At 40.6% G+C, this 20,387-nt stretch carries 13 protein-coding genes; 4 read left to right on the top strand and 9 right to left on the bottom strand.

Annotation, left to right across the window (positions count from 1 at the left end; translation table 11 throughout):
* The first annotated feature begins 78 nt into the window (after window positions 1-78).
* Complete coding sequence (locus tag ACMUMJ_RS14005) at window positions 79-2,055, top strand: LodA/GoxA family CTQ-dependent oxidase (RefSeq protein ID WP_414679474.1); 1,977 nt, start codon at window positions 79-81, stop codon at window positions 2,053-2,055.
* Entirely contained in the window at window positions 2,018-3,133 is a 1,116-nt protein-coding gene (locus tag ACMUMJ_RS14000; RefSeq protein ID WP_414679473.1) for an NAD(P)/FAD-dependent oxidoreductase, read from the top strand. The genes ACMUMJ_RS14005 and ACMUMJ_RS14000 overlap by 38 nt, the downstream gene beginning before the upstream one ends.
* Window positions 3,134-3,265: 132 nt before the next feature.
* Here ACMUMJ_RS14000 and ACMUMJ_RS13995 read toward each other — a convergent pair whose 3' ends face one another.
* The 7 genes from ACMUMJ_RS13995 to ACMUMJ_RS13965 all read right to left on the bottom strand — a co-directional run bounded on the left by ACMUMJ_RS13995 (window position 3,266) and on the right by ACMUMJ_RS13965 (window position 12,951).
* Window positions 3,266-4,363 (bottom strand): TfuA-like protein, encoded by a 1,098-nt coding sequence (locus ACMUMJ_RS13995; RefSeq protein ID WP_414679472.1) that lies wholly within the window; start codon window positions 4,361-4,363, stop codon window positions 3,266-3,268.
* Window positions 4,360-5,610, bottom strand: a complete 1,251-nt coding sequence (locus ACMUMJ_RS13990; protein ID WP_414679471.1) for a YcaO-like family protein — start codon at window positions 5,608-5,610, stop codon at window positions 4,360-4,362. The genes ACMUMJ_RS13995 and ACMUMJ_RS13990 overlap by 4 nt, the downstream gene beginning before the upstream one ends.
* 158 nt (window positions 5,611-5,768) lie before the next feature.
* Window positions 5,769-6,560 (bottom strand): hypothetical protein, encoded by a 792-nt coding sequence (locus ACMUMJ_RS13985; protein ID WP_414679470.1) that lies wholly within the window; start codon window positions 6,558-6,560, stop codon window positions 5,769-5,771.
* Window positions 6,561-6,578: 18 nt separating this feature from the next.
* Complete coding sequence (locus ACMUMJ_RS13980; RefSeq protein ID WP_414679469.1) at window positions 6,579-10,799, bottom strand: protein kinase domain-containing protein; 4,221 nt, start codon at window positions 10,797-10,799, stop codon at window positions 6,579-6,581.
* Window positions 10,800-10,803: 4 nt separating this feature from the next.
* Window positions 10,804-11,841, bottom strand: coding sequence for an FHA domain-containing protein (locus ACMUMJ_RS13975; protein ID WP_414679468.1), 1,038 nt, complete (start codon window positions 11,839-11,841; stop codon window positions 10,804-10,806).
* A gap of 485 nt (window positions 11,842-12,326) precedes the next feature.
* On the bottom strand, window positions 12,327-12,476 hold the full coding sequence (locus ACMUMJ_RS13970) for a hypothetical protein (RefSeq protein ID WP_414679467.1): 150 nt from the start codon (window positions 12,474-12,476) through the stop codon (window positions 12,327-12,329).
* A gap of 43 nt (window positions 12,477-12,519) precedes the next feature.
* The gene (locus ACMUMJ_RS13965) at window positions 12,520-12,951 is read right to left on the bottom strand and encodes a thermonuclease family protein (RefSeq protein ID WP_414679466.1); all 432 of its coding nucleotides are present in this window, start codon (window positions 12,949-12,951) and stop codon (window positions 12,520-12,522) included.
* A gap of 828 nt (window positions 12,952-13,779) precedes the next feature.
* Between ACMUMJ_RS13965 and ACMUMJ_RS13960 the strand changes: the two genes are divergently transcribed.
* Window positions 13,780-14,883 (top strand): GGDEF domain-containing protein, encoded by a 1,104-nt coding sequence (locus tag ACMUMJ_RS13960; RefSeq protein WP_414679465.1) that lies wholly within the window; start codon window positions 13,780-13,782, stop codon window positions 14,881-14,883.
* 227 nt (window positions 14,884-15,110) lie between these two features.
* Here ACMUMJ_RS13960 and ACMUMJ_RS13955 read toward each other — a convergent pair whose 3' ends face one another.
* Entirely contained in the window at window positions 15,111-15,647 is a 537-nt protein-coding gene (locus ACMUMJ_RS13955) for a flavodoxin (RefSeq protein WP_414679464.1), read from the bottom strand.
* A gap of 148 nt (window positions 15,648-15,795) precedes the next feature.
* Entirely contained in the window at window positions 15,796-16,683 is an 888-nt protein-coding gene (locus ACMUMJ_RS13950) for a helix-turn-helix domain-containing protein (protein ID WP_414679463.1), read from the bottom strand.
* A 731-nt stretch (window positions 16,684-17,414) separates the two neighbouring features.
* Between ACMUMJ_RS13950 and ACMUMJ_RS13945 the strand changes: the two genes are divergently transcribed.
* Window positions 17,415-20,078: a response regulator gene (locus ACMUMJ_RS13945; RefSeq protein WP_414679462.1), complete on the top strand. Its 2,664-nt coding sequence runs from the start codon at window positions 17,415-17,417 to the stop codon at window positions 20,076-20,078.
* Window positions 20,079-20,387: the final 309 nt, after the last annotated feature.

Raw genomic sequence — 20,387 nt, 5'->3', positions numbered from 1 at the left:
ACATTATTTTATTAGTCTCAGTTATTAATAACGATTGTTAGTACCTGCGCTTCATAAAAAGTAGTCAAAGGAGTTATTGTGGGTAAAACAACAGAAGATAAAGTGATTATTCGAGCTGCGATTCATCCTGGTATTGGTGTGTCTCGGGTGGGTAATGCCGAGACAGAATTTTATATTGGTCCTGAAGTAACGGCAGCACCCGCAGAACCAAGTAGTTTTTATCGGACTCCTCAAGGCACATTAAAGCGTCAAGCCGCGCGTTTTCGTCTTTATGGCTATAACGCAGCAGGTGAAGTGGTTAGTGAATTGACGAATGCAAATGCAGACATCTGTTGGACGGCCCAAGTTGCGAATACCAAAGCCAACTGGTTTCATTTTATTACTGCGATGGACATTCCCGAATCAAAAGACTTGGTGGTAACAAGACGCAACCCAAAAGTATCATTAAGAGATCGAGCGGAGTTGGTTATTGCTCCAAATGCTGTAAGCATTAGCGGCGCTTCGGTGAGTGGTGCTGAATATCAGTTTAATACGGGTTCTTTTAAAGGAGAAAACGTCTATTTGGGGGAGTTGCAAACGGACTGCGATGGTCATCTGTTGTTTTTAGGAGGCCATGGCGTATCTAAATCTCCTTCAGGTTTGCCTCCTTATGATTCTGCTGATGGTGATTCGTTTAATAATGCATCAGATTGGTATGATGATATTGCTGATGGCCCCGTAAACGCCAAAGTTTGTATTGATGGTTCTGATATTCCTGTCGAGGGCTCATGGGTGATTAGTGCACCACCAAATTATGCTCCAGATGCAGTAAGTTGGCGAACTATGTACGACTTAATGACGGATCTTTATGTGAGTAATGGGTGGTTTCCTGTTCCAGAGACGACGTCTTTTACGCAGGATGTGCTGCCTCAGTTACAGCGTCTATCTAATTTGCAATGGGTAAACAAAGTCTTTGCAACGCTCTTCGGTAGCGGTGGACAGATGAATTTCGACGACCCTGTTTTCGTCAAAAAACTGTCTTCTGTCCCCCTTAGTCCTGCACTGGATCCATACGATGAATTGCGTCGGGTCATTTTAAACAGTTTCCGACCGAATCAACCTGAGATAAATGACCCAAGATTATGGCCATGGTTATATGGTGATGATTTCGGGGGGGATTTGTTTCAAAAATCGCCTAATACCATGTTGGCTTTACCTTCTTTGCAGCAGTTGCATTTACAGCGTTGGGCTCATGGTGATTTTATCGATGATTGGGATAAAAATTATGAAGAGCCAAGTTCTTTAGAGGCTATTCCTTTATCTGAACAGCCGCATATGCTCGACAAGGCTGCAATGCATTTCTGTTTGGCGGATGCTTTTCATCCCGGTTGTGAAATGACATGGCCAATGCGTCATCCTACTATGTATTCGGCACCGTTTCGGATTCGTCAGAGTTCGGTTCCTGAAAAAGACGATCAATGGGGAACAAGCTTGTCACAGAAAAATGTTTTAGCCATTGATGGACCATTACATGCACAAGTTGCGGGTGGATTAACTCGTTGGATGGGGTTGCCTTGGCAGGGCGATACCGCTTATTGTCGAGCCGGGTACGATCCTGATTTTGATCTGTACCAACCGAGTTTTTGGCCTGCTCGTGTGCCTAATACCATATTGTCCGAAGCGGACTATGCCATTGTGATGGATGACTCTCTTCCTAGAAACAGCCGCATCGCGGCATTCAATAGACGACTAAGTTGGAATCGCTTTATTGACCGACCTTTGGAATCGGATAACGGTAAACCCAGCATTGCACAAGTCATGGATAGAATGATTGCAGAATTTGCAGAGCAAGGGATTGTTGAAGCGCGCCCTGGCATTGAAAATGATGCGGATTTCCCCACGGTGATTTATGTTGAAAACAACGGTTATACCGAAGCGGCAGCAACTCGTATGCTGAAATCGGTGGCTCCTGCGGTAGCAAATAGTCGTGATGAAAGGATTCGCAATTCGGGTTGGGCAAGTGAAGAGCAACTTAACGATGCGATTCGTTTGCGTCAGCGTAAACCAACTAACTAAGCTTATTTCTACTATGAACGCATTTGATGTGATCGTGATTGGAGGGGGGCCTGCTGGACTGGTCTCTGCTCTATTAATGGCGCGAACAGGGAAAAAAGTTGCTATTTTGGATAAACCTGCTGAGGTGAATGAAAAAGTGGGAGAATCCATGCCTGCTACAACAAACCGTTTACTAAAAAAACTAGATCTACCTTTGTTGAGCCAAAGAAAGCATGACTTTATTGCAGGCAGTGAATCTTATTGGGCTGGGCAGTATGAGCAACAAGATTTTATTCATCATTTACAGGGTTGTGATTGGCGTTTGGATAGATTGCAGTTTGAATCGGATTTGCATCATCTAGCAAAAGAGAGCGGTGCACAGTTTTTCTTCGATCGATTGAGTAATCTGTATAAAAACCCCCATGGATGGGAATTGGAAACCGACGAAAAGCACACATTACACGCAGATTTTATTATCGATGCCAGTGGGCGAAGCAGTGTCTTATCACGGCATTTATCTCTAGAAAAAGAGAAGGGGGAGCCTCTGGTGGCGCTTTGGGCGTCAGTTGAGATTGACGATAACAGCTATCAAAGTATGACAACGAATACTTTGCTGGAAAGTCAAGAAAATGGTTGGTGGTATGCGGCGCGATTGCCAAATAAAAAATTGTTGGTTATTTATCATACCAGTGCGAGTAATGCAGGTACTATCACAAAGCGCCCTAGCCATTGGCTAGATGAGTTAACTCAGACGAATGTGTTATCAAAGCACTTACCTCTAGAGCGATTCATAAACAGCAAATTGAATGCAAATAATGCACGCAGTAATCGATTAACAACACCGTATGGTGAAAATTGGGCGGCCTGTGGTGATGCGGCGGTAAGCTTTGATCCATTATCGTCTCAAGGGCTTTATAATGCCATCGCTACGGCGGCGATGTTACACAAAGCGTTACAAGGCGATAATAGGGAAAGTGCACTGGAAAAGTACGGTCAGAGCTTAGAAAGAGTGGCGTACATTTATCAGCAAAAACGACAACAATACTACCAACAAGCCTATGATCATTATCAAACGGACTTTTGGAAAGCACATTTATAGAGTGGTTGCGCGATTAAAAACAGCGCTAAAAATAGCACTAAAAATAAGTAGCCGTTTTCTATCATTTTTCAATACACTTGAATTCAAGGTATGAATAGATAGGAGAACGGCTATTGTTAGATTGCTACGATGTTAAGACACCTGTTGTCGAATTAATGCTTCATCAACTGTGTGTTCTGTTTGTATTTCAACTTGATTTGCATACGCCAATAACTGCGCCTCTCGTTCAATCCATTGGTCAAACTGTTGAGTAGTGAGCGATAAGGCAATCAGCTTTTCACTCACTTTCTCAAATTGAACATCACCATGTTCATCAACACAACCCCATTGCTGAACCGCTCTTTGAAACGCAGGGCGTATCCAAGGTTTAAACTCCACACCAATGGATTCCGCGTGTTCCAATGCTCTGGCTCTGAGCTTTGCAGAAAACTGGTTTTCGTCTGTAATGGAGTCTGCTTCCAGTGATGCGGGTAAATCTACTTTGACATGTGTTGGACGGGTGCTGGCCACATCGTTAATCAATGTTTGCCACGCATCGTTTTCATACAGTGCAAAATTAACGGTTTTTAATGGTAGGGTTTTTAAGTTAATCGCAGCGACGTCATGGAGTAACTGTTTGGCATCGTCTGTTTTAAGGGATCGACTGTCTGTTTCTAAAAACTGGGACAATGATTCTAATTGCTCAGAGGTCAGTTCTGCTTCTGCAAAAGACAATAGGGCTTGTTGCGAACGATTGGGGTACCACAAGGCTTTCAGTTTGTGGGTGATCTCATCGGCTTGAGGCAGAGTCAATAGGTTGTGCTCAACGGCTCGGGTGAGGTCATAGCGTAAATCGGCCATGGCTCTAGAGACCGACATATACCCCAACTCTTCAGGGCCATGAGTCAGGGCCACTTCATCATCGTCTTCCCAAATACCATTAGCGAAATGATCAAAAATGCGCCCGACACCCACCATGCCAAAGGTATGCAACTCCGCCGCTCGCAATGCGCCCATGCTGGAGCTGCCATAGACGTGAATACCAATGGACATCGCGTACAAAATTTCCTTATGCCATACGGCAGGAACACTTTCAAAAAAACCGTCGATTAGAAGAATTATCTGAGGCTTGTCCCGTGTGGCAAGGTAAAGATCACCTTGTTGGGCGGGTGGGCGAACATCCGCATGTGGAAGGATCTCCAAAACTTGTTCTTTACGGATCGATGGGCCTGAAAATACGATGATGCTCATAGGGCCGCTTCCTTCTGTTGATTGTGTTGCTGTTCAGAGTGTATTTTTTTAGCAAAGGCGTTTGCTCGTTGTCCAAAGACATAACCGGGTATATCATGAATGCCTTCAAGACCGGGGGCAATGACTCGCACAACGGGAATATCAAACTCGGCTTTGGTCAAATCAATCATTAAAGGGCGGGGAAGCCCTTTACTGTCTAATTGAGAAATCAAAACGGTCAAGTCTTCTTCGATCGAATCCTGCTCCCAGCTAACGATGCTATTAAAATCGACATACGAAGGGGTGTCCATTAACCCTGTGCGCAAGCGTTTTTGATATTCAATCTGTTGACGTGATTGATACTCTTTAATGCTGGCGTCGTCACGCGATCCAGAAATCAGCGTTAAGCGGGTCTGCACGGCTTCGGTAATGGCTCGCATAATGGCGACGTGTTTATCAAGATGAGTACCCGAGCCTGACATAGGGTACAGAGGCCTATGTTGGCTTTCTTTTCTGTTCATAATGGTAGATACGAACGTAGGAATGTTAAGATCGGATGTGACATTCCAAACGCTTACCATCACATCCGCGTCTTCTATCTTTTGCACCAATGCCGAAATGGTTGGGTCAGTAATGGACGTTAAATCCACTTTCAACGCATCTTGTTGATGTTTTGGCGTTAATGACCAGAGTGTCATTGCATCTCGTTCGATTAACTCGCACAACGCATGACTTGCGGCTTCGTCCCGGGTATTACCAGACGCCAAGCCGTTGGTACTGAGCTGAAAACAACCGCTTCCCTGTGGCAGAGGTAACGTAAAGTCACAATGGACCAAATCATAGGGTACATACACTGTTTTTGTTGATTGTAACTCCGTGGCTTCTATCCATACTCTACGTGAGTGTGGATCAAACTGGGTTACATTCATCGTTGGTAGCAGCTTTAGATCCGTCACTGGATGGTTGTTTGATAGCTCCGCATAGCTGGTAAGACGCATGGGCAAATCAATGTGTTCGGCATGGTAGGTTTCTATGGCTTCCATGGCTGCCGAGGCCTTGGCGGCTGCCACAGAGATACCTTTACCTTGAGATACCGCAACCGCCTTGGCATTAGGGCGACATGCGGTAATAACCGGGATGCCAATATCATCTAGCCCTGTAACATTGGCCAAACGCGTAATACCCATAGCAGGCAAGTGCGGCAAAATTCGGTCGAGAGTTTCTTGTGGAGAAACGGTACGATGTGTACCAGTACGATAGGCTTTCATAGAATGGGTCTCGAAAAACGTTAGGCTGTGAATGCTCTTAAATAGGTTTGAAAAATTAAAGTTTATATTATTGAGAATAAAATGTAGGTTTTTTTAGTTAAACAGAATGATTCTATGAAGTAGAAAATAATAGGCCTCTAAAAAAGAGGCCTATATATTTATTTTTTAAATGCTTTTAAGTTTGCTATATAGCAAGTTAGACCAACTAGTTGCGTGCTTTTAAGCTCATTTGTTTCAATGAGCGATGGTTCAGAGCCCAAATCGTTAGGGTTTATGGAACCTGCTTGTACTCCCGCTTCTCCGTAATAATTTTTAAGGTAAGCTGTAGTATCAAAATGCTGAGTGTCATTAGACGTAGGGTTATATATATGATCATTTAGCTCTGAAGCGGAGATATAGCTAACATTATAGCTATAACACTCAGTATTAGAATGTGTTCTATCTGGCTCTTGGAAATAAGCGATGTAAAGATTATCTTCAGCAGGGATTTGACTTAATTGATACAGTTTGTCTTTAGGTACTGAATTTGCGCCATTGAGGACTGGGCTAAGATTGGTTATGGGGATGTCGGCTTCGGAATTGTGGGCTCCCGATATCTTAATCATATTTAAACGACTCATATTTAATTGACGTAAATCAATAAAATAGCCTGTTTGAGGTATTCCTAAATCTGCATCAGAATCAAACGATTTTACATCTCCATTACTACCTTCAAGATTCCACTCTAAAACCTTTGATACTGCTGGACCCAGCAAATTAAGAGGGTAGACACCGTTATTATCTAAAAAGAAGCGTTTAACAAATTCACCATCTACAGAAACTGACTCGATAATACGAGAAGGGTCTGAATAGAATTTATGTGATAAATAAACGATTGTATTATCAGAGAGTATAATATATGCATCATTCATTGATTCAATTGCTTGATCTAAAAGATTTTTATCAGTCATTATAATTTCCTTTTTTCATTAGATATATTTATATTTTTTTGCTGCTTTTGTTAAATCTTGAATAATAGAGGTTTTTCGATGGCTGTTTTCATTTTTTGTTAGTTGGAGTAATAGTTTTTCTATTGGCTCTGGTAATGGAACTTGTCTTTTATCTAATAATATCTTTGCAAATGTTGGGGTTTTATATGAAAATTTTCGTGAAAATTCTTTATCTAAATTACACAAAGAAATTGCATGCAAGTGTGATTTCCATAAAAATGGATATTCAAATCGAGCGCTTACTTCAGCCCACACAGATAGACTTTCCTCTAAATAAGTTGCTGACGACTCATACTTTTTTTCTGAAAAATAGCTCCAAGACAAATTCGCAAGTGCAACAGCTTTATAGTCATCCATTTTTGTATCATTGGCCAAATTAAGTGATTCAGTTGCGCTATTTCGAGCTTTCAAAACCATACCTGTAAGCCTATATGATGATGATAAATAAGTGCAGCACCGTGTTTGTAACACTTTATCTTGTTGTGCTTTCGCTAACTCAAGTGCATTTACCAATGTGTAGTTAGCTTTTATTGAATCTTTACTCAAAATAAGACTAAATCCCATCATGAATGTTGCTGTAGCTATTAATGCCTGATTATTAGTTTTTTTTGCGATACTTAAACTTTTTTTAGGAATATGAAGATCTTGCTGTATTAGAGAGTAACGATTGCTTCTTAATTGAAACTGAAATTGATCATAATAGTGTTGGAATAACGCTTGTTTATCATCAATTATTTGTATAACAGATTCAATTTCTTCCAAAATGGGCTTCATTTTAGATGTATTGCCTAACCAATAATATACACGTAAAACTGCTCTCTTTATCTCTAACCAAATCTTCCACCAAGAGGATCCATTAGGCGTTTCAGAGTGAGGCGATTTCAATAAAGAGGAATGAGCCGCTTCGTAGTGAAACAGAGCATCATCGTGTTGATGGACAACTTCATACGTTTTTCCTAAGGCTATTTGATTTACTGCTTGTCTTTCAAAATCCTCGTCGTCTTGAAGCATGCCGATTAGCTCAGGAAAGTAGGTGCGGGCATTTTCGTGTTTGCCGTCACGACTTAATGCTTTTGCAAGGCCTTCTAAAATGTTTTTAAGCAGTGATCTATCGTAAACAGAAGAAGTGTTGGTTCTATGAGCGGCTAGGGCACTTTCATAAAGGTGTATGGCGTCTTCCACGGCAAATGTGAGGTTGGCCTCCGTAGCGGCTTGGTAATACCAGTGGCTGGCTTGTGCGTGCTGATGGGCTTTTTCATAGTGTTGCGCCAATTCGCTGGTAACAAACCGATCACTGGTGTCTGATGTTGCAACAATGGCTTCCGCAATAAGTTCATGCAATGCGGGCCTTGACTGAGGGTCAATGCTCTCGTAGCTGGCGTCGCGTACTAATGTGTGTTTAAAAATATAGCGATCGCCCGCAACGTGCCTTTGTTGAATGATTAATTGATTGTCAATCAGCTCAGACAAGTCATTTTGTACTTGCAACTCGCTAAAGTGTGAAGCGGCAACCAATCGCTCATAGTCAAACTGTCGGCCCATTGAAGCGGCCAATTGGAGTGTGTCTTTGGCGTAAATTAATCCATCGACTCTATGCTGAATGGATTCACGTAAGCTGCTTGGTATTTCATCAATTTGCTGAGGATCAACAAATCCAATGGTGCCTTGGTTGAGGTGCACCAAACGTTGACGTTTTAGCATGAAAACCAGCTCTTCGATAAAGAGTGGTATGCCGTCTGATCGGGTTGCTAAGGTGGCCATAACCTCCTCAGATACGTCCGCGCCTTCAAATAATTCTGTAATGAATTCGTGGGTATCGTCTTGAGTCAGTTGTTCAAGGTGTACAGGTTGTAAACGACTGCCCAGTAGTTTCTCGGGAACAGGCTGGCGAGAGGTGGTGATGATCGCCGGTTTCAATAAATCGGCAACCGTCTGTGTATTGTCGTTTGTTTCTTTGGGTTGTTGATCCTCGTAGTCTTGCATTAAATGTGCAATGAAATCTAACGTGGTTGGATCAGACCAATGGATGTCCTCAAAGATATAAATGGCATTTTTGGGATGATGCTGGGCGCTTTCACTTTGCTGTTTGTAACGCACAATCGCTAAAATATACGACAAACCTTCAAATAAAAGCGACTTTTGCAGAGAGGGTTCAAGTGTCGACAGTTGGTGTTTTTCTAGATCATCAATGCCTAACCAAGCGGCAAGGATGGTAATCATATCGGTTTTTTCACCAACAAATGTCCCCGTGCTGATCAGCGTTTCAAGTTGCTTGCCTTGCGGCTTTTCTTTATCAAATAGGGTGCTGAGCACCGTTTTGACGATGCTCAAAATGGGGTACAAAGCGTTGTTTTTGTGTTCTGGTAAGCATTGGAAGATCTGATGCGCTCGAGCCGATTCTAAGCGTCTAAATTCATGAATTAGGCGCGATTTACCTATCCCTGCCTCGCCATGTAAATGTACGGCGTGTTTGTCTTTTTCAGCGCTGTTTGAATCAAGTTCGGTGGGCGCTTGCTCTATTGATGAATGGTAGGATTGACGAGAAAAGCTAGCAACGGCGGCACGTAATGCGGACAATTCCTTCTTTCTACCGATCAATGAACTGGTGTTTCTGACGCCACGTACAAAACCAAATGCTTCGATAATTCGTTCGGCTTTTAATACGGAGCTTGGCTGTTGTGAATTCTGTGTTTTTTCTGCTGCGTCTTCAAATTGATAGTAGGGCTCTAGAATGGCTTTAGTATCCAATGAGCAAAGGATACTTTTGTCACCCGCCAAATAAGATAAATCGGTTGCGTAATGATTGGCAAAACCATCAGGGACATGATTGCCTCGTTTTAACAAGATGCCACTGTGGATGCCTATATTCAATTCCAACTCACAGCCATGACGCAGCTTCATATAGGGCTGCTGCTTGTTGGCCAAACTGATTATTTCTAACGCTGTACGTGCTGCTAAGCGTGCATCATGATCGCTGGCGACAGGGTGGCCAAAATAAAATAAAGATAAGTCACTTAAATTGCCCACATGGTAACCACCATAACGTCTCGCGATATCAAGGCATTGGCTGCGAGTGGAGTAGAAAAAAGTTTCGATAATGCTTAGGTCAGACTGCGCGTTTTCCATGCCTTTAATGCGCATACGTAAGGCAAGGGTGGTAATTTGCTTTCTTTCTGATAATTGACTGGTTTCTGTCGGCAGATGGTTTGGATCGTCTTTACGCAGTATTAAGGTCGCTTGCGAATTTTCTGAATTAGCGTACTCATTGTCAGACGGTTTCTTTGCGCTGATTGGTAAAATCAAACCGACTAAATTGCTGATGACCAATTGATCGAGCTTTTGGTAAAGCTCTTCTGCACGGCTAATTCGTTCACTGGCATTTTTTCGTAATACTTGTTGTAGTAAGTGTCCCAATGGATGGGACAGTAAGGCTGACGGAATGGGAACGGCCGTATCACTTAAATGTTTATGGTAGGTCTCGGCGGTACTGGAGCCAAAAATGGCGGGTTCGCCAGTTAAGCATTCAAGAAATACCAGCCCCCATAAATAAATGTCTGAGCTGAAGGTTGCCAGCTCTCCGCGTAGCTGCTCTGGAGCGCAATAAGTTGGTGTGCCGATTGACTCTTGAGTCATAGTCAGCATTTGGTAATCGTCTTTACGCTGGCCCAGTGTTAAGGTGCTGATACTAAAATCGAGCAATTTGACGCAAGACTTTGCGCCAGTTTGAGAGAGCATGATATTAGACGGCTTGATGTCTCGGTGAATAATGCCTTGTTGATGGGCATGGACCAGAGCATCCAGTACCTGCAACATGATGTTGTAGGTCTCTTCAACGTCTAACGCGCCTTTTTGCTTTATATAATCATTGAGAGAGGTGCCATCAACGAATTCGAAAACACTGTAGACATTGGTATCGTTAATGCTGCCTTTGTCTAATAATCGAACAATATTTGGGTGGGACAGTTTGCTAACAAAATCGCTTTCTCTTTCAAAACGCGCGATTTGACGTTGTCTGTTTTTGCCGTCAGATTGTTTTGCTAAGTGTAAAAATTTAATAGCAACATTCTGACCTGTCTTTTTATAGACAGCTTTATAAACAACACCGAACCCACCTTGGCCAATTTGTTGGTTTAATTCGTATTCATCAGAAACAAAGTCCTGAGAAATGCCTTCTGGGTTCTGTGTTGTTAAATCGGACATACTACTAGTGACAACCTGAGTTAATTTCTTGTTTATTTCCTTTTATTATAATGATTTTTGATGCGTTGAGTCTGACCTCTCCGTCTTTAAGTTGAACCAACTGACATGCGTCGAAGCCACTGAAACTGATACTGTCTCTCAAGCGAGTGCGCAATCTATGTAATCTGATGCGAGTGTTGTCGGGTTCAATACCCAACTCTTTAGACAAATCGTTTAGATTGATCCAGCCTTGGTTGTTTTCAGCATAACCTTGCGCTCTGTCTGCTAAGGTTTTACGGGCTAAGCACAACATTAAATATAATTGGCTTTGAATTCGGTGACCTTTAATGACAGAGGTTTGAATCGAGTCATTAATTGACAGTTTAACGTCTTCTTCATCGTCTGATACATCTAGTAGAAATTCTAAATCTTCAATAGATTGAGCAATCGGGCGATTTTGAACGGTTTTGTATTCGATGTGATTGTATTGTAGACAATATGGACGACCAGAAATATTAACAATCTCACTGTCTTGAATCGTGTGGTTGTGTTGATTGTCGATAAGGTGCCATTTGTCATTTTTGTATTGCATGGTACACGCATCTGAAATAACCGTTAGGGGTTTTTTCAAGTAGATAGGCGCGTAGCTATTGTGAATGCTTACCATAACATCACAGGGCTCGTTGGTATTGATCATGGAAAAGCTTTCACTTGTTTTCGAAGAAAATACAATGACATCGTGTTGTCTGAGCGGGTAAATTTGCTCTTTTAGTAGTTTGTGACCGTTAACCCAAATGCCATTGGTGCTTTTGTCTTCAATAAACCAGCTGTCATCTTTCCAAAAGGCAATGGCGTGGATTCGTGAAACGTCACTGCGGGTAAGATGCGTATGGCAATTGTCTGCGCGGCCAAAGGTATGGTAATTACGTAGGTGGATATTATTACCAGATGAGGATTGCATCGCTCCGCTTTTGAGTGCGGGTTTGGATGCGTAACACGATTCCAAAAATGGTAATTTATCGTTTAAGTTAGATAACACTTCAAAGCTATTCGCATTGTTCATAATGACAGATCCTTTAAAAAATCCATTTGAGCGCCGCCAGTCTAACCTCTTTCGACTGGAGGCTCCTGACTGCAAAGTGCTCTTATTCTTAACATGCACTAACATTGTCGTGACGGAACATGGCAATTGTTAATGCTATTACTTAGAAATAATAGGTGTAAATTGCTAAGTGATCCACAAGTATATTCCAGCATCGAATTACGATTGTCTATATGTTTTTTTCAAAAAAAAAATCTTTAAAATCAATCGAAAGTAGAAGTGTTCGTGTAATCTAGTGTAATAGAAGTGACACTTTTTTATGTTTATATTTCGGTTTTATGTGGGGCTTTTTAACGTTGAAAACACAAGTAAAGGGCGGTTATATGCGGTATAAATCATCGTTGTTTATGTGTGTTTTTACTTCCAGTACCTCATTTGCTAACGAGGTAGGTTGCGATACATTAGCGGGTTGGAGTGACCCAATTGGCGAGTCATTTGGGAGTGAATTAGCATCCTATGTTTTGTGGTGAGCCTTCACAAAAAGAATCGGCCAAAGGGTTCCATGCAACCTCTGGTGGTGCGTTTCCACGACGGATGCGGGGTCTATTGATGTCGTCCGTATTGACACTTTGAGAAAAGTAAAACTGCAATTTCATGGAAAAGAGTACACCAAATTTTGATGACGGTCTCGACTATGGATTAAAGCTCGCACCATCCATCCCGGCGGCCACCGTCGTAAGGGCGGGCTAAACCATTTGAAATCAGCCTTTCAGACAGTAGGACATTATCAATATACACATCGGCTAAGAAACGAAAGTACTTCCCTCGTTTTAAGTTTCGAAGCTCTACTCTGGCTCCACTTTCTAATAATGAACGAGTAAAGTCTCTCGCAACTTTGGCGTCTTTTTTTTCTGAAACACATTTGCCGCGTATTTCAGGTGCATCCACGCCTTTGACCCGAATCGGCATATTTTTTCCTACGATGTCTGGCCAGCCTTCTATATCTACTCTGAACGTGTCTGCGTCATAAACGGAAACGACACGGCTAACGATGATGTCTTGGGCGTAACTTGATACTGGTGCGATTAAAGATAGCATGAGGGTAAGAAAAAGAGCTGAATGGCGCAACATGACGATACCTAATTAATAGAAGGCATCCTGCCATTGAAGAATTCGTCATCATAGCGTGTTTTGACGTTTGTATAAATGAGAATGTCGTTTTTTTAAATTTAATATATTATATATTTCAATAGGTTGAGTGAGTCTGTATACTTATGTCGAGGTATCTCTTTGATGTTCTATGTCTATTAAATGGGCTCTTTTTAATAAACGCAGTTTGTCTGCATGATCAATTTGTTGCGGTTTCAAAAAGGATTTTGCCTAGTGTAAGTAGGCTTCGGATTCAACGAAGAACTGGAGCGTTTCATCATCAATTGTTTTTCAGCATAGTAGCTAATATTCCTAGGCTTTCAGATAATGTTTTTGCTTCTTTATAAGGTCTATTTGGATGAGATGACATTTTGATTGCTGTCGATCAAAGTTATCAGGGTATTATTTTTAGGCTGTAAAGCCTTCATTATAGAAATGCACACGTACATAAGTGTCGTTGTTTTTTATATTTTTGTTGGAAGAGTTATTAACTCATTTTATTACGTTATTCTAATAATTTATAAGGGAATAGGTGTTGTCTTAAATAATAATTTTGTTATTTATATCAATCTATTGGAAAATTACATCATGACTTCCTGTTGGAAGGTAAGTAAGCTTGATAAGTGGGTTTTTTGGCTTTTATTCTGTAATTTGTTAAAGTACCGCCTTAATCTTATTTGTATCATGTGACGATCATAATGAAGGATCGGAAGTTATTTATTAGCATGCATTCTTATGTCATTTTTACATGGTGATGCTTAAAGTAAGTAGGTAGTTACAGTGCCCAATTAGGCTTAGGAGTGACAACGATTGAAAGTATTCATCAAGCCAGTAGTGAAACGCTTGTACTCAGGGAAGGAAACGGATCTTACAGGAGCAGACCACCAACGGTTTTTAGCAGGCTTATTCAGTGCGACTGGTTCGTTACTAAGTTTTGTTTTTTGTGTTAACGCTTTAATTTCTTTAGAGATTTATATCGCGATGGCTCTTTTTATTGTGAGTCTATTTCTTTGTTTTTCTTATCTGGTTATACACTCAAAAAAATACGCTCATTTCTATGCTCTCATTCTACACATTTCTATTTCAGGCTTGTTGTCTCTAGGTGTGCTTTTAGTGTACACGGGAGGGCTAAATAACAGTGGGCCATTGTGGATTTTTATTATCCCACCTATTGCTATGGCTTTTTGTGGATTGAAGCTAGGCATTATCTATAACGCTGTGTTCTCGATTGTTATAGGGATTATGCTTTTTTATCCAGAAGATGTGTTGTTGGCGACAAGTTACTCGTATGAATTTAAGAGCCGATTAATGTATTCTTTTTTAACGGCGTTGACTCTGTCTACTTGTTATGAAGCCGCACGCTATAAATCCTATCGTCAGCTCCAACGACTCACTGAAAAATATAAATTAGAGTCGAAAGAAGATGAATTAACAGGGTTGCCAAATCGTCGGGGAATGTGGAACAAATTGAAGTATGAATACGATACGTCAATGTTACGCAGCACCAGAATGACCATTGTTTTATGTGATATAGACCATTTTAAAAGTGTCAATGATACTTACGGTCATGGCGTTGGTGATAATGTTCTAAAACACGTTAGTACCTTAGCTCAAAAATCATTGAGTAGAAAAGACATATTATCTCGGTGGGGTGGTGAAGAATTTCTATTAATGATTCCGGGGAAGAGTGAAAAAAATGCAGTAAAAACTGTTGAGAATTTATGTGCGATAGTCGAAAAAAACCCTTATATCCACATGAATGAAAAAATAAATATCACCATGAGTGCAGGGCTGTGTGAAATTTCTTCAGACATTGATGTTAAAGATGCCATTACATTATCGGATAAATGTTTGTATCAAGCAAAGAGAACAGGCAGAAATAAAGTGATTGCGAACAGTCAATTTACTGTTTGATAGTTATTTGGTTTGAATGTGCTTTGAATAAGGTCTATGGCATATAAGTTTGTGGCTACCCTCAGCTAGGAGAGATGAGAGATAGAGAGTAGCCACACCCTTTACACATAAGAGGAAGAGCATAAATATCCTACTGAGAAACGCTGTATTTGGCCATTCGAGGCAGCGAATGGGTGCAAGTCCAAATTTAACCACACGGCGTTTCTCAGATGCCAGTCAGCGAATAATTATGCTGCTTCAAGTTCTCTTTCTGCGTAAAGCTGTATAACCCACTGTTCAATCCGTTGATCAGTAAGTTCAAACTGTTGATCTTCATCGATCGCCAATCCTATAAAGTATTCTTTTGTGTTTATGCAGGCTCTAGATGCCTCAAAGTCATAGCCTTCTGTCGACCACTGTCCAATAAATGTGGCTTGGGTTGGCAACAACTTTTCATATAACCATCCCATCGCATCGACGAAATAGTCACCATAACCAAATTGATCTCCTAATCCATATAGAGCAATTGTCTTTCCTTGTAGAGACAATTCGCTAAGGGAGTCACCAAGATCTTCCCAGTCTGCTTGAATGCCCCCAAAATCCCAAGTAGGTATGCCCATAATAAGCATGGGGTATTCTTCTAATAATGAGACCTCAATGTCTTTCACATTAAACAGTTCAACGTTAACGCCTAATTCCGCATATTGCTCGGCAATCTTATGACCAACTTCTTCGGTGTTGTTGGTATCTGTTCCATAAATCAGGGCAATGGTTGTTTGACTCATGATCTTTTTGTTCCTATAACTTAATGAGATACCGTTACATGACTACGACGCTTGTTAATACTATTTTTAAAAATAGACTTTAAAAAACTCTGCTTTTTCGTCTGTTTTTACCTTGTCTTAGCGTCGCGTATGACTCAGTGCAAAAGTCTCAATGAATTTGTTTGTATTGGTTACTGTTGACGCCAAAATGTTGAGTAAATATGGTTTCAAATTGCTCTTCTGAAAAACCACTCTGCTTAATTATATTAGATTTCGATTGAGGGTCTTTTCGAAGCTTTTCAGCCGCAAAAGCAATGCGTCTTTGTTTATGGTAATCCTCGATAGACTGTCCCACTAAGTATTTAAACCCAATTGACAGAGCATCAACATTTAAACCCACAGCAAGAGCTAACTCTTCTAGACCAAAGACGTTGTTATTTGGTACTTCTAAAATGTTTTGAGCTTTAAATAATTTACTCTGGCAATCTTCACATTCTGATAAATGGTTCAGCATTTGAATCTGTTCAATTAAAGTGAAAAGACACGAATAAAGGTGCCCTGCGAGACTAATGGATAAACCTTTATGATCGAGTACAGATTTACACAAATTCTCCATAGATTTTGTGAAAGGCAATTGAATATAAGGTAATCCATTCCCTAATTTTCTTTCCATGTTTGTAAAGTGCTGAATCACTTGTTCTTCTGTTTGTCCAAGAACTAAGGATAAGTAATCGGTACTTATTAATACTTGAAGCAAGCCACGCTGTTCGTTTTTCTTCATAGAAAACTGCCCAATTTGGTCTTGGGGCTGGTAATGTATTTGTACTGATTGAATGTCTTCTACTGTTTCAATTGCATTGGAGCCAACAAAGGAAAAATACAAGCCACGTGGCACTTTTTCAGTAAAGACAATGTCTTTTTGTGTGTGTAAATGAAAGTTGGACAGCTTTAAGCCTGAAAGCAAAGGTATCTGTTTTTTGTGGCCTTGAATCCATTCAGAGAGAATGTCGATCACAGCACCTTGCTCATCATAAACGTCGTGCATATTTAAATGCATAGTAAGTCGCTCCAAATCAATATTTGATAATGATTCTCATTAAATTATATTTCTAATACAAATGCAACTCATTCTCATTGATTATTTTTAATTAAAGGTAAAAACATAGAGGTAAAAATACAAAGGAATGTAAAACAGCATGACACTCGCTACTTGAGTCTCGCGAGAGAGCGTTTAGATATTTGGTGTTGGTATGAAAGTAGGTATGCGTTCTTTGATGTTTTGAATTAGGTCATTTAACGGTGGTGGTAACATATCGGCATTCACAATGTCTCCGTTATTAAGCACAATGATATTACGAATAACATTTTGTCATTAGCGAATGTTCTCTGGCCATTGATAACCCTGTGTTTAATATTTGCATTGGGAAGCCTTGTAGTATTAAAGATCTGGCTGAGGCGTTATTCTCTGTAATGGGGTATAGTGTGGATATACACTATCATGCTAAAAGAAGAGGAGACATTCATACGTCATTAGGCAATCCGAATAAATGGTTTCAATTTTTTGGAGCCAAGTTAGACTATGGTTTAGAGATAGGGTTAATGAACATGATGGAGTATTCGCCCCATCATTCCTCACAAGTAAGCCGCAATCTTATAACTAGGTAAGGCGCTCATTTATTACGCCAAGACACAGTTTAAACATTCTACAAAAAGCGTGCATCGAGGTAGGCTCTTTTTTATAGAATGTTTAGATTGGGTTGAGGATTTTATCAAGGTGATGATCTTAATATGGCAAAATTAGCTCAAAACAAAGCGTGGCATCTTTGGTTGCTGGGTTTGATCAGTATCATATTCCTTGGTGCATCCATCCTTCTGTATTCTTTAATTAATAATCAACACAACATTTTGTCGTCTTCAACTGAGGAAAATGCATTAAGAGCGGTGCATCAAGTTGAAAAAGAGATCCTTCGCTTGCAACTCGCTTTAGTTAACAACGATGACTCTGAGGATAGCAGGAAAATCATCTTGTTTCGCTATGAGATATTATTCAGTCGAATAAATGTGATGAACCAAGGTTTGTTGTGGGATCTGTATCAACGTATTGAGGACGTTAGTCTGAAAATTATCAATCTGAGTGATGCCGTAAGATTATTAGAGGACGCTTTTTATGGTGGGGAAGTGGCTCCATTTCCCATTCAACAGATTAATAATCGTTTGAAAAAAATGCAAAAAATCAATCAGGAGATTGAACTGAGTGTATCGAATTTTGATGCAACAGTGAATCATGTCGCGAGGGAAAACCTCGTTAAGTTGTATGATTATTTTTCTTATCTATTAGGCTTTTTAGTCTTTTCTGTAGCGGCTTTAGTGGTTGAGTTAATTCTGCAAAATAAACGCTCTGATGACGAATATAATGCTACCTTGAAAATCGCATCGGAGTTAGAAGTTGCCTTAGCGAAAGCGGAGTCTGCTACGCGTGCTAAATCAGATTTTCTTGCTACTATGAGCCATGAAATCCGCACGCCAATGAATGGTATTATTGGCTTGGGTCACCTCTTGCAAAACACTCAGTTGAGTGATGTACAATTCGATTATTTGAAAAAAATGCAGAGATCAGCCGATAATTTATTAATGATTATCAATGATATTTTAGACTTCTCTAAAGTGGAATCTGGTAAATTAGAACTAGATGAAATTGATTACAATCTGGATGGTGTTTTAGAACAAATTTATGTGCTTAATGCTATTAAGGCTGAAAATAAATCCATTCGTTTTGTTGTTCAAAGAGATTTCTCATTACCGAACTCACTGCATGGTGATTCATTAAGAATTAATCAGATTTTAATGAATTTGGTGAGTAATGCGGTGAAGTTTACTCAGGAAGGGGTCGTCTCTCTTACTGTCAGAGCGGGCATCCGATCTGGTCAGGATGTGTTGGAATTTGTGGTTAAGGACACGGGGATTGGCATCCATCGTGATAACGTAGAATCCTTGTTTGATGCCTTTATCCAAGAAGATTCCAGCACCATGAGAAAGTTTGGAGGAACTGGATTAGGGTTGGCTATTGCGAGGCGTTTTGCTCACCTGCTAGGAGGCGATATCTGTGTGAGCAGTGAAGTGGGCCAGGGCAGTGAATTTATTTTATTTGTGCCTTTAATACCTGCAAAAGAATCGCTCCTCTCAAAAGATGCTTTTTCTCCTCAACAAGAAAAGAAGACCATGAACATTGGCCTTCTTGGTATGCGACCGGGGTTGATCACCTGTTTAGCGGACCATGGTTTCCAATATTCTTTTTTGACTAAAGACTCTCCTGAATTAAGAATGTCACCTCTTTCGATTGATAAATTAATCATTACACCAAATGAAAAAGACGGTGTAGCTTGGATAGAGGATTGGATCGAACAAACACCACTTCTTAAAGAGACACCCTGTTTAGTGCTGGCCGACATGCCAGTTAATTTGAGCTTGAAGGACAACAAAGTGCATTTTTTAGGGGGCTTTATCACTCCCATGAGCATTATAGAGCATTTATCTAATCGTTTAATTGGTAATAAATGGCTACAAAAAAATTCGAATTCACCGTTTGATTCCCTTGGGCGGTTTGCCGGGAAAACAGTACTTGTGGTTGAAGATCACCCAATTAACGCGCAAATTATTAATCAGTTATTGGCCTCTCAATCGATTACGGTAATAAATGCAGAACATGGTGAACAAGCGATTAATTGCCTTAAGCTACAAGATGTGGATGCGGTTCTTATGGACGTTCAAATGCCTATATTAGACGGCTACAGTGCAACGCGCCAGATACGAAAAAACCCAGATTGGCAAGAGCTGCCTATTATTGCTATGACGGCGAATGCCATGCGAGGAGACAGAGATAAGTGTCTTGATGCAGGTATGAACGATTATTTATCAAAACCCATTTCCCCTGAAAAATTGTATTCAATGCTGGCTGATTGGCTTAATATTTCCTTTGACGGTGTTGAATTAAGCAATGAAACTTCAAATGACTCTGAAGATGCATTGTTAGGGGATTGGCCAGCCGCGTTGCCGGGTATTGAGATTGAAATAGCGCTTAGGCAAACGTCTTTTAGTCGAGATATTTTTTCTCAATTGTTAACAGGTTTCAAGTCGGATTTAAACGATGTATTGCAAAAGTTAAGTGCCATTTTTGATGTTGAAGTAGCGCATTTAAACGACTCTGAAGCCGACGAATGGGACATTGATCAAACACTTACAGAGGACACGCTTTCTCAAATACGTTTTCTAGGCCATCGGTTGAAAGGCAGCGCAAGCTCGGTTGGTGCTCAGGATGTGTCTAAAGCGGCGCAACTGCTAGAAAGCCTTGATGAAAACAGTACCGTAGGCCAAATAAATGGCAATATTGTACTTCTAAAAGAGCGTTGCGACACGTTATGCAACTCTATTGAGGAATTATTGAGTAAGTCGTGAAAGTACGGCTTATCAACGCGCTCTCGTTTATTTTGAACGGCTTTTCGAATACGTCGTTAAATCAAATAATAGTCAGTGCTACCCACATTACGCTGAAGGCGTATTAAAATTAAAAGAAATTTCCTATATTCACGCAGAAGGCTACGCCGCCGTACAGCGAGGTAAAGACGTTGATCAACCTCGTAGTTTGGTGAGATTCGTGACAGAGGAGTCGGGGAGAGGCGTTTCTTTTGACTGTGTGCTGCGAATGTGATCGAGTAATAGCGTGTCATACTAAGCCATAAAATGGCATACTAAACCGTTGATGTT

Origin of the sequence: Marinomonas phycocola, assembly GCF_047525455.1 — a bacterium.
Taxonomy (GTDB): domain Bacteria; phylum Pseudomonadota; class Gammaproteobacteria; order Pseudomonadales; family Marinomonadaceae; genus Marinomonas.
The sequence above is the reverse complement of the archived record's forward strand: the minus strand, read 5'-3'. Positions and strand labels throughout refer to the sequence as shown.

Bases quoted from the DNA above. Each gene is read 5' to 3' on its own strand.
- ACMUMJ_RS13945 (WP_414679462.1), top strand. From the start codon at position 17,415: ATGGCAAAATTAGCTCAAAACAAAGCGTGGCATCTTTGGTTGCTGGGT.
- ACMUMJ_RS13965 (WP_414679466.1), bottom strand. From the start codon at position 12,951: ATGTTGCGCCATTCAGCTCTTTTTCTTACCCTCATGCTATCTTTAATC.
- ACMUMJ_RS13975 (WP_414679468.1), bottom strand. From the start codon at position 11,841: ATGAACAATGCGAATAGCTTTGAAGTGTTATCTAACTTAAACGATAAA.
- ACMUMJ_RS13970 (WP_414679467.1), bottom strand. From the start codon at position 12,476: ATGAAATTGCAGTTTTACTTTTCTCAAAGTGTCAATACGGACGACATC.
- ACMUMJ_RS13985 (WP_414679470.1), bottom strand. From the start codon at position 6,560: ATGACTGATAAAAATCTTTTAGATCAAGCAATTGAATCAATGAATGAT.
- ACMUMJ_RS13950 (WP_414679463.1), bottom strand. From the start codon at position 16,683: ATGCATTTAAATATGCACGACGTTTATGATGAGCAAGGTGCTGTGATC.
- ACMUMJ_RS13955 (WP_414679464.1), bottom strand. From the start codon at position 15,647: ATGAGTCAAACAACCATTGCCCTGATTTATGGAACAGATACCAACAAC.
- ACMUMJ_RS13980 (WP_414679469.1), bottom strand. From the start codon at position 10,799: ATGTCCGATTTAACAACACAGAACCCAGAAGGCATTTCTCAGGACTTT.
- ACMUMJ_RS13990 (WP_414679471.1), bottom strand. From the start codon at position 5,610: ATGAAAGCCTATCGTACTGGTACACATCGTACCGTTTCTCCACAAGAA.
- ACMUMJ_RS14000 (WP_414679473.1), top strand. From the start codon at position 2,018: ATGCGATTCGTTTGCGTCAGCGTAAACCAACTAACTAAGCTTATTTCT.
- ACMUMJ_RS13995 (WP_414679472.1), bottom strand. From the start codon at position 4,363: ATGAGCATCATCGTATTTTCAGGCCCATCGATCCGTAAAGAACAAGTT.